Source organism: Cytobacillus sp. (assembly GCF_032154635.1).
In the GTDB taxonomy this organism is placed as follows: Bacteria; Bacillota; Bacilli; order Bacillales; family Cytobacillaceae; genus Cytobacillus.
Genome location: NZ_JALDXW010000072.1, coordinates 1 through 10,060 on the forward strand (window position 1 = coordinate 1; position 10,060 = coordinate 10,060).

Consider the following 10,060-nt stretch of genomic DNA (forward strand, 5'->3'; position numbering starts at 1 on the left):
TTTTTATTTTGTTAATTCTATTAATAAATCTCCAGTTTGAATGGCTTCCCCATTTGTTACGAAAATATCGCTAACTGTTCCTGAAAATGGTGCTTGTACAGTAGTTTCCATTTTCATTGCTTCGGTAATCATGAGATGATCACCCTTCTCTACTTTTTCCCCTTTTTCAATCAATACCTTAATTACCGTTCCTGGCATAGATGCTCCAATATGATTTTCATTATAGGGATCAGCCTTTATCTTTGAAGCTACTGTTGACTTTATACTCTCATCTTTAATGACAACCTCACGCGGCTGCCCATTTAATTCGAAGTATACTACTCTATTTCCATCAGCTTGAGGCTGACCAATCGAAACAAGCTTAACAATTAGTGTTTTACCTGTTTCAATTTCTATCTCTATTTCCTCACCTAATCTCATTCCATAAAGGAATGTAGGTGTATCAAGAACAGATACATCACCAAATTGCTCTACCGTTTTTATATAATCCATGTACACCTTTGGATAAAGAGCATATGCAAGCGTATCATGTATCGTTACTTGTCTGCCAAGATCATTGAATAGCTTTTCCTTTATCGCCTCAAAATCTACATCCTCTAACAATTCCCCTGGACGAACTGTAATCGGTTGTTTATTTTTCAAGATAACATCTTGCAATTCTTTAGGGAACCCACCATATGGCTGTCCAAGATACCCTTCGAAAAGCTCTACAACCGAATCAGGAAAATCTAATGTCAAGCCTTTATTAATTACATCTTCTTCAGTCAGCTGATTTTGTACCATATACAGTGCCATGTCACCAACAACCTTTGAAGAAGGAGTTACTTTTACAATATCTCCAAACATTTGATTCACACGTGAATACATCTCTTTCACATCGTCCCATTTTTCCCCTAGTCCAACACCCTTCGCCTGCTGCTGTAGATTGCTGTATTGGCCGCCAGGCATCTCATGCTGGTATACTTCCGAGTGTGGGGCGATCATTCCACTTTCAAATTCCTTGTAATATTTCCGAACATCTTCCCAATAATAAGCTAATTGTTCGAGTGCTTGAATATTAATATTCGGTTTTCGTTCTGTCCCCTCAAGAGCATAGTAAAGTGAATTTGCACTTGGCTGAGATGTTAATCCGGCCATTGAACTGATTGCTACATCAACGATATCTACCCCTGCTTCTATTGCTTTTGCATAAGTAAAGATCCCATTGCCGCTAGTGTCATGTGTATGAAGATGGATTGGAATATTTACAGTTTCCTTCAGTTCAGAAATTAGTTGATAAGCCGCCTGCGGCTTAAGTAGACCTGCCATATCCTTAAGCCCTAATATATGCGCACCTTGGTTTTCAAGTTCTCTAGCTAAATTCTTATAGTAATTTAAATCATATTTTGTCTTTGCTGGGTCAGAGATATCACCCGTATAACAAATCGCAGCTTCAGCAATTTTTCCGGATTGGCGAACAGCATCAATCGCAACTTCCATTCCTTTCACCCAGTTTAAACTATCAAAAATACGGAATACATCTATTCCTGCTTGAGCCGATTTTTCAACAAACTCACGGATGACATTATCTGGGTAGTTCTTGTAACCCACTGCATTTGAGCCTCTTAAAAGCATTTGAAATAGAACATTTGGCATTTTCTCTCTTAAAGTCAGCAGTCTTTCCCAAGGATCCTCTTTAAGAAAACGATAGGCAACATCAAAAGTTGCTCCTCCCCACATTTCAAATGAGAACATTTCTGGTAATAGCTTTGCAGTTGGTTCAGCTATATGTTTAAGATCATTCGTCCTAACTCGAGTTGCTAGTAATGATTGATGGGCATCACGGAAGGTCGTATCTGTTAATAATACCTCCTTCTGCTCCTTCACCCATTTAACTACTCCTTCTGGACCATGCTTATCTAAAATTTGCTTTGTTCCTTCTTGATAATTATTTGTATAATTTAATTTTGGCACTCTCGGTGTTTCAAACACTGGTCTCTTCTTCTTTTCAATTCCCGGAAATCCATTTACTGTTACATTTCCAATGTATGTTAACATTTTCGTTCCACGGTCTTTTCGTTTTGGGAACAAAAATAGTTCTGGTGTATGATCGATAAAGGAAGTGTCATACTCACCAGTAAGGAACTTCTCGTGCTTGACAACATTTTCAAGAAATGGGATATTTGTCTTTATCCCGCGAATTCGAAATTCTTGAAGATTTCGGACCATTTTTGAAGCTGCTTGCTCAAATGTCATTGCTTGAGTAGATAGTTTTACAAGCAGTGAATCATAATAAGGAGTGATAACTGCCCCTTGGAACCCATTTCCAGCATCAAGACGAACACCGAACCCTCCACCTGAACGATAAGCCATTATTTTTCCTGTATCAGGCATGAAATTATTCAATGGGTCCTCTGTAGTTACACGAGATTGAATGGCGTAGCCATTCACATGGATATTTCCCTGCTTTGGAACCCCAACTTTTTCACTATGAAGCGGATATCCTGCAGCAACAAGAATTTGTGTATGAACGATATCTATTCCAGTTACCATTTCGGTAATTGTATGCTCAACCTGTACACGCGGATTGACCTCAATGAAATAAAACTCTTCACCTGATACTAAAAATTCTACAGTGCCAGCATTTATATAACCTACATTTTTCATCAATCTTACCGCAGCCTCACAAATTTCATCCCTTAATTGCGGGGATAAAGAAACACATGGTGCGACTTCAACAACCTTTTGATGACGACGTTGAACAGAACAATCCCGCTCATATAAATGAACAATATTGCCATGTTTATCACCAATGATTTGTACTTCAATATGCTTTGGTTTATTGATAAACTTCTCTACATATACTTCATCATTGCCAAATGCGGCTTTTGCTTCAGATTTTGCCCGATCATATGCTTCACTTACTTCATCAATATGGTTGACAATCCGCATTCCTCTTCCGCCTCCGCCAAGAGAGGCTTTTATAATAATCGGAAAGCCATGGCTCTCTCCAAAGCTAATTACGTCCTCCATACTCTTAACAGGACCGTCGCTGCCTGGAATGACAGGGATTTCAGCAAGCTGAGCTTGTGTCCTCGCCTTTACTTTGTCACCAAACATATCTAAATGTTTAGATTCAGGTCCAATAAAAATAATTCCCTCTTCTTCACATCGTCTTGCAAAATGGATATTTTCAGATAAAAATCCATATCCAGGATGAATAGCATCCACACCGCTATTTTTAGCAATATTAATAATGCCTTCTATGTCTAGATAAGCATCAATTGGTTTTTTTCCTTCACCAACTAAATAGGCTTCATCCGCTTTATATCTATGATATGAACCCGTATCTTCCTTCGAATAAATAGCAACGGTTCGAATATGTAGTTCAGTACATGCACGGAATACACGGATAGCAATCTCGCCTCTGTTTGCTACTAATACTTTGTTGATTGATCGGTTCAAGGAAACCACCCCTACTTTATTTTTTGATTTTTCTGGTAATTATTTTTATAGAACGGCCTTGATGCTAACCGTTCTCAAAACAACTATAACCAATATATCTTGTTTTCTATCTTCTTAAAAAAACGCATAAAATACATGCTATTTACGGTAGTTATAAATAGGGCCAGAAGCCTTTTGTACGTTGACAGATTGACTGGTTGCTTTACTATTTTTATATTTTTCTTCGTAGTTAATAAACATTGATACGTTAACAAGAATCCCCATCGCTAATGACAACTGCAAAAGTGATGAACCCCCATAACTCACGAAGGGCAAAGGCACCCCAGTAAGAGGAATGACTCCGGAAATACCTGCTAGGTTAATAAATGATTGAATTCCAATCATACTAGATATACCAATTGCCAACAAACTTCCGAATGGATCCTTACACTTTAAGCCAATATATATTCCTTTTAGCACAATATAGCCTAGAATAAAGAGAACAAAACATACACCAAACAAACCGAGTTCTTCGGCAATCACAGCCATAATGAAGTCCGTATGTGCCTCAGGTAAATAGCCTAGCTTTTGCACGCTATTCCCTAAACCTAGCCCCTTCAATCCTCCTGCACCTAGTGCTAAATATGAATTAACAAGCTGATAACCAAAATCTGTAGAAAATGGGTCTTGAAATGCTTCAATTCGGCCCATACGTACTTTCGTGAAGATCTTATCCTTCATTATTAAGACTAATGGAGCTACCATAATAAAACCGATTAACCCAAGCTTACATATATTTTTATAGTTCATTCCTGATGCAAAAATAATCGTTGCTGCAATTGCAAATATAATAGCAGCAGTACCAAAGTCAGGTTCCATCGCTACTAGAACACATGCTAGAAATAAATAAGCAAGCGGAGGAACAACCCCTCGATTAAACTCATTAATATATGATTGCTTCTTTGCATATACAGCGGATAAATAAATGATAACCGCTAGTTTAATAAATTCGGATGGCTGCAAACTGCGCTTCCCTAACTCAAACCAGCTTTGCGCATTGTTCGTAGCTTGTCCAAATACAAAAAGTGCAAATAGTCCTCCTAAGGAAATAAATACCATAGGGACAAGAATTTTGTTGCTCAGCATGGCTTTATAAGGAAAAATTGCCATGAAAATGAACGCAATTGCTGAAATGATCAAATGAGTCTTTTGTTTATTGAAAAAGTAATCGCTGTCAACCTTATTAATTTGTACCGCTGTAACCATACTTGCACTATAAATCATGATCAAACCAAACACAGATAACATGAGTACGGCAATAATTAAAGTGTAATCATATGATTTTAATATTTTTTTTACCATGTAGCCCTCTTCCCTTACTACTTGCATTAATTTATTTATTCTTCTAAAGCATTAAATTATCCTGCATGGAAGAGAAGATATATTAAATGTATCATACTAATTAATAAAAATCCACAATAATGTTATACTATTTATAAAAGGAATAACATTTATTTGAATGAATTTCTCTCCCACTTTTACGATGATAAAAAAACTCAAACAATTCAAATAGAATGTTTGAGTTTTTTTTAGCATTATTTTCTTACGGATGCTTCATGCAGAATAGATAGCTCTTTTTCTAACTCAGCTAAAATAGCTTTACCCTCAGATTCCTCAATTAAGCCAAGCCGAACAGCAAATTCGATTTCGCGAGATAGCCCAAACATTTGCGTATCAAGCACTTCTTCGTAAAGAGGACATTGAGGCATGGTGAGATTGTCCATCTGCACTTTAATTAGTTTTAATATTTTATCTGCATCAGCCTTTAATAGGGCATCTGCTTTTTTCTTATGATCTAGTATGATTTCAGAAGTCAACTTTCAATCCCCCCGTTTCCCGAGCGATTATCCTATCTATAAATTTTATACGTTAAAAGAGAAAAAAGCAAGGATAATACAGTGTACATAGGGAATAGAATGTTCATTTTTCACACTTAGTTAAAAAATACTAAAGTTGTATCTTTCTGCAAGAATTTCAAGCAATTTTATTCCAGCCATGCTATTGCCTTTTTCATCTAATGCTGGACCAAAGATACCGATGCCATATTTCTCTGGTACCACTGCAAGAATTCCTCCTGAGACACCACTTTTTGCAGGAATTCCCACCTTTATAGCAAATTCCCCAGATGCATTGTACATTCCGCACGTGACCATGAACGTCTTACAAATACGTGCGATTTGTATTGGAATCAATCTTTCTCCTGTTTCTGGATCCACCCCATTTAACGCAAATACTGCACCAATTCTCGCTAGATCAAAACAATTCATTTCAATGGCGCATTGCTTTGTGTAGGTTATCATCAACTCCTCCACATTTCCTTCAATCACTTTATGCTGCTTCATAAAATAGCATAGGGCCCTGTTCAGCCAAGCTGTTTCCAGCTCAGAATTTGCAACTTCCAAATCATAACAAACACTTGGTTTATTCACTAAGCGACGGATAAATTGAAGGATACGCTCCCACTTCTCATTCTCACTTTCTCCTTTGATCATATTTGTAACAGCAAGGGCACCAGCATTAATCATTGGATTGAGCGGTTTAGAAGGAATAGATGTTTCTAGCTTTGAAATCGAATTAAATGGATCTCCTGTCGGTTCCATCCCAACACGTTCAAAGACATAGTCCATCCCCCTATCTTGAAGAGCGAGTGCAAGAACAAGCACTTTTGATATGCTTTGCAGAGTGAATTTTCTCATATAATCGCCAGCATATATACATGAATTATTCTTTTCATAAATAGCAACTGACAAATCGTTCTTATTTACCTTTGCAAGTGCTGGGATATAGTCAGCAACTTTTCCTTTTTCTGAAATAGACCGCACTTCATCAACAATTGCCTGCAAATCATCATTTGAATGACACGTCATACAACCTTTCCTCCAAACAATACTACTCGTATATTTTTTTCTTGTTACTATCGTTTTCATTCTCTCATTAAGTTATGAGTATGACAAATTCCAAAAAAATCTGTATACTTACGGGTGTAATTACTGTTTGTTCGTGCCCTATTAGGAGGAATTTGTAATGGAAAAGATAATCTTATTTAGCGGAAAAGTAAAATATCCTATTACACTTGATCCGGGTGTATGGATTTTTGATGATCGCCGCGTCGATTTAACTACCTATTTTCATACTGAAGTAGAAAAAAAGGATGAATTAGAAGAATACACGAAGGAAATTTCTAAACATTGGGATAGAGAAATTATGGAAGGCGCAATCTTTCCGCCGACTCTTAAAACTGAAAAAAAATATGAAAAGGAAAAAGTACTGACAGGAACTTTCGGCATTCCATTTAAGCCATTTCTAAAAAATGCCGAGCCAGATCCTGATGCAAGTACATTAGTAATAGTTTGCGAGGAGGATGAAATCAGCATTCCTTTCGAAAAAGCAGAAGAGTTAATTTTAGGTTTTTCAGAAAATGGAAGACCATTATTAAAGGATGGGCCCGCATATGTTTATTATGGTGATGGTTCAAATAAAGATAACCCAATAAAAAAAGTGAAGGAATTTAGAGTAGAATAAAAGGAAGAAAGGGCGATGACCGTATCATCGCCCTTTCTTAAAGCAAATTTCTACAAAAGGTCCGCGGCTAATTGTGCAAGCCCCGATCGTTCCCCCTTAATGAGCTTAATATGCCCAGAAATCTTTTGATCTTTGAATTTTTCTACTACATATGTTAGTCCATTATTATATGCATCTAAATAAGGGTGATCGATTTGTTCCGGATCCCCCATCAAAACAATTTTACTGCCCTCACCTACACGGGTGAGAATTGTTTTCACTTCATGCTTGGTTAAATTTTGTGCCTCATCAATTATAATATATTGGTCAGGAATACTTCTTCCTCGTATATAAGTTAATGCTTCAACTTCAATTGATCCCATACCCGCTAATATAGCATCTAATTCTCCAGGCTTCTTTGCATTAAATAAATACTCTAAATTATCATATATAGGCTGCATCCAAGGTCTTAGCTTTTCTTCTTTTTCACCTGGAAGAAAGCCGAGATCTTTTCCTACAGGAACAATCGGTCTTGCCACAAGCAATTTCTTATAGTACCCGAAATCTTCTGTTTGCATAAGCCCTGATGCAAGCGCAATAAGGGTTTTTCCTGTGCCGGCTTTTCCGGTCAATGTAATTAACGGCAAATCTCTTCTTAATAAAAGCTCCATCGCAATTGTTTGTTGCACATTTCTCGGTTTAATCCCCCATATATGTTCATGATCAAAAATTAGCTTCTTTATCTTGTTTTCTTTTCTATCAACGATTCCAAGCGCAGAAGTTGAGGAACCAAGTAAGTCTTTCATCAATAGGAATTGATTTGGGTAAACTGGTGAATTGACTAATGAAAGGGATAATTCCCCTCTTTCATAAAAAAGATTTAATTGTTCCTTTGGGATAAATACTTCCATAAATCCTGTGTACAAATGATCGTTTTCAACTACTCTGTCACTCAAGAAATCTTCACAATGTAATCCAATTGCATCCGCCTTCACTCTAACAAGCGCATCTTTACTAACCAATATGACGGTTCGTCCATCCTCCTTTTCTCCTTCTTCAAGAGAGAGGTTTTTCGCTACCGCTAATATACGGTTATCATTTGTTTTTTCTACAAAGACTTCTTGTAATTGCTGAAAAGACCGATGGTTTAATTCAATTCTTAAGCTTCCACCATTTTCTAACGGGATCTTTTCGTGGAGCTTGCCAGTTTCTCTTAACCCATCAATGAGTCTGGATACTTGCCTTGCATTCCTGCCAATCTCGTCCATATATCTCTTCTTGGAATCAACTTCTTCTAAAACAACGGCGGGAATTACGACTTCATTATTTTCAAAAGAGAAAATAGCATTCGGGTCTTGTAACAAGACATTTGTATCTAACACATATATTTTACTCAATTCGATGCCTCCTGCCCCTATTAGATCATCTTAACAGTGGAACGAATAGAACTTTGATAAAATATATGTTTTTCCGAATAAAGATAGAAGAAATTTTGCACAATAATACATAAGAAAAGCGAAATGCTAGTTGTGCAGCGTTACCTTTGGAGGCGAATATAATGATAAGATGGCTAGTTATTTTCACTGCTGTATTATTAAGCGGTTGTGGGTTTAATAACCATTCAGTTCAAGAAGGGCAAAAAGGAAATATAGTAAATGTCAAAAACAGTGCAATTCAAGAGGTGGATCGAACAACTGGACAGGAAATTTCAAAACATCTAGTAAAGCTTGCGTCAAGCATTCCTAATGTGAATGATGCGACAGCAGTCGTAATAGGAAACTATGCGATAGTCGGAATTGATGTAAATAAAAACCTGGAACGATCAGAGGTTGGAACGATAAAGTATTCCGTAGCAGAGAGTCTAAAGAACGACCCTCATGGAGCGAGAGCAATTATTATTGCAGATCCTGATATAAATGCACGTCTAAGAGAGGTTGCAGATGATATCCAGGCTGGCAGGCCAATTCAAGGTATTATGAATGAGCTTGCCGATATTTCCGGCAGATTAATGCCCGAAATACCTGCTGATCTCATTGATTCAAATCCCAAGAAGGCAACAGAAGACCCTAAAAAACAGTTAAATAACAAAGAAGAAAATAAACTTGATGAAAAACAAGAAGAGCATTCCAATTTTCATAAAAATAATTAGAGATATTTTAATCAGCTGAATGAAAAAAGCTTAGTGATTTACTAAGCTTTTTTCATTGCATCCATCACTTGCTTGTCAAGGCGAGCAGCAGCAACTTTATCATATGTTTTATCATACTGAGGAGCTGTCGTTATTTTTGAACCATAAAACATTACATCCCGTACTTCTTTAATCATTAATTCTATTAACGCCAGCTTTAAAGGTACACCCTCTAATTTTTCTTCTTTAATCGTCGCCTCACCGCTAATTGAATATGTAGACTCATTCGCAATCACATTTATAACTATCTTGTTATTATTGCTAATATTTTGGATGATTCTCGAACGATTATCAACTGCAAAATAGATCGTTTCCTCATTCTTAGCCAACAGCCAAGAAATTGCACTTACATTTGGGCCACCTGACTCGTGGTCAACAGTTGCCAATGTACAAAAAAGTTCTTGCTGCAGTTCATCAAACAATGGTTTAATAAGTTTTGGTTCCACTTGATTTGCCATTTTTATCACTCCTTCATCCTCATCATAGTATGCCACTCATCAACTTTCAAGGCTACAAAAGAAATTCGATATGAAGGTCTACATAATATATAATAAAATGAGAATAAAAATAAGGAATTCCAGAGGTGTAAAATGAAAGTAAAATGTGTTTTATGCGATAAAATTGAAACGATAGAAAATGAATCGCTTCAAGCAAAGAAATTGAGAAATCGTCCCATTCATACATATATGTGCATGGAGTGTAATGAAAGAATAACCTACAAAACACAAAAAAGAATTGAAACAGGAAATTTCAAGCTTTATCAAAGCAAAACTACTGATGATGAATGGTAAATAGAAAAACTTCAGCATCCCCCGCGTTTTGGCGTCTCCTCGAGAGGGAAGAGCTATGGCTAGACAATTCTCTAACTCATAAGGTATCCAAAAAAAG

At 36.7% G+C, this 10,060-nt stretch carries 9 protein-coding genes; 3 read left to right on the plus strand and 6 right to left on the minus strand.

Annotation, left to right across the window (positions count from 1 at the left end; all coding sequences use genetic code 11):
• Positions 1–3 precede the first annotated feature (3 nt).
• The 4 genes from pyc to glsA form a co-directional block, all read right to left on the minus strand.
• Positions 4–3,444: a pyruvate carboxylase gene (pyc, locus tag RUH74_RS23560; RefSeq protein WP_313805142.1), complete on the minus strand. Its 3,441-nt coding sequence runs from the start codon at positions 3,442–3,444 to the stop codon at positions 4–6.
• Between the two features lie 138 nt (positions 3,445–3,582).
• A complete protein-coding gene (locus RUH74_RS23565; RefSeq protein WP_313805145.1) occupies positions 3,583–4,785 on the minus strand; it encodes an FtsW/RodA/SpoVE family cell cycle protein in 1,203 nt (400 codons plus the stop codon).
• A 233-nt stretch (positions 4,786–5,018) separates the two neighbouring features.
• The gene (locus tag RUH74_RS23570; RefSeq protein WP_102271589.1) at positions 5,019–5,300 is read right to left on the minus strand and encodes an Fpa/YlaN family protein; all 282 of its coding nucleotides are present in this window, start codon (positions 5,298–5,300) and stop codon (positions 5,019–5,021) included.
• Between the two features lie 120 nt (positions 5,301–5,420).
• Entirely contained in the window at positions 5,421–6,350 is a 930-nt protein-coding gene (gene glsA, locus RUH74_RS23575) for a glutaminase A (protein ID WP_313805149.1), read from the minus strand.
• A 157-nt stretch (positions 6,351–6,507) separates the two neighbouring features.
• Between glsA and RUH74_RS23580 the strand changes: the two genes are divergently transcribed.
• A complete protein-coding gene (locus RUH74_RS23580; protein ID WP_313805152.1) occupies positions 6,508–7,005 on the plus strand; it encodes a molybdopterin-binding protein in 498 nt (165 codons plus the stop codon).
• Between the two features lie 50 nt (positions 7,006–7,055).
• On the opposite strand, the gene RUH74_RS23585 is transcribed toward RUH74_RS23580, so the two are convergent.
• Positions 7,056–8,381 (minus strand): PhoH family protein, encoded by a 1,326-nt coding sequence (locus RUH74_RS23585; protein ID WP_313805154.1) that lies wholly within the window; start codon positions 8,379–8,381, stop codon positions 7,056–7,058.
• 161 nt (positions 8,382–8,542) lie between these two features.
• Between RUH74_RS23585 and RUH74_RS23590 the strand changes: the two genes are divergently transcribed.
• Positions 8,543–9,133: a YhcN/YlaJ family sporulation lipoprotein gene (locus RUH74_RS23590; protein WP_313805157.1), complete on the plus strand. Its 591-nt coding sequence runs from the start codon at positions 8,543–8,545 to the stop codon at positions 9,131–9,133.
• Between the two features lie 41 nt (positions 9,134–9,174).
• Here RUH74_RS23590 and RUH74_RS23595 read toward each other — a convergent pair whose 3' ends face one another.
• Complete coding sequence (locus RUH74_RS23595; RefSeq protein ID WP_313805159.1) at positions 9,175–9,630, minus strand: pyridoxamine 5'-phosphate oxidase family protein; 456 nt, start codon at positions 9,628–9,630, stop codon at positions 9,175–9,177.
• Positions 9,631–9,762: 132 nt separating this feature from the next.
• Here RUH74_RS23595 and RUH74_RS23600 point away from each other — a divergent pair, with 132 nt between their 5' ends.
• Positions 9,763–9,963: a YlaI family protein gene (locus RUH74_RS23600; RefSeq protein WP_313805162.1), complete on the plus strand. Its 201-nt coding sequence runs from the start codon at positions 9,763–9,765 to the stop codon at positions 9,961–9,963.
• Positions 9,964–10,060: the final 97 nt, after the last annotated feature.